Origin of the sequence: Flavobacterium branchiophilum NBRC 15030 = ATCC 35035 (assembly GCF_002217205.1) — a bacterium.
Lineage (GTDB): Bacteria > Bacteroidota > Bacteroidia > Flavobacteriales > Flavobacteriaceae > Flavobacterium > Flavobacterium branchiophilum.
Map to the genome: position 1 here is coordinate 1 of NZ_MUGT01000223.1, position 560 is coordinate 560.

A 560-nucleotide genomic window follows, 5' to 3' on the forward strand; every position below is an offset into this window, starting at 1 on the left:
TAACTTAACGACATTGATTTATATTTTTCTTCTAACTAAAAAGCCTTCATATTCAACACCAACTTGAAATTCATCCCAATCATCTTCTAACTCCCCAAGAATTTCAAAATCACACTTAATTTCATTTATATACCTTGTTATTCCAATTCTATACAATCTAGTTCTGGCTTTAGTACTTCCTGACGCATAAACGCTAAAATTAGGATATTTATCAGTAAAAGCATAAACAGTTGATACAACAGTAGCTAAAACTTTTTCACTATCTCCATTGTTCGAAACAACTTCATCATCTATTTCTCCAGTTTGCAAGTCTTTATCTCCAAAAGCTAAATTATAAACATTATCAATATTCGTGGGTTGATACTTTACTAATTTATGAATTAGTCCTTTGTGTCCTTCACTAATAAAATCAAAAGACATTAATGTTTCACTAGATGATAAAGGATATTTTGGTAATTTCATTCATAAATTAAATATGCTACAAATATAGAAATTATTTTAATGATTTTTAAGCTTAATTTTTAAGTAGTCTTGTGTTAGTATCTCTGCCAACGTCAGTC

General features: G+C 28.2%; 1 protein-coding gene. It reads right to left on the reverse strand.

Translation table 11 applies throughout. The features are described 5' to 3' along the window. Positions 1-18: 18 nt before the first annotated feature. A complete protein-coding gene (locus B0A58_RS16020) occupies positions 19-462 on the reverse strand; it encodes a DUF6934 family protein (RefSeq protein ID WP_014083936.1) in 444 nt (147 codons plus the stop codon). Positions 463-560 lie beyond the last annotated feature (98 nt).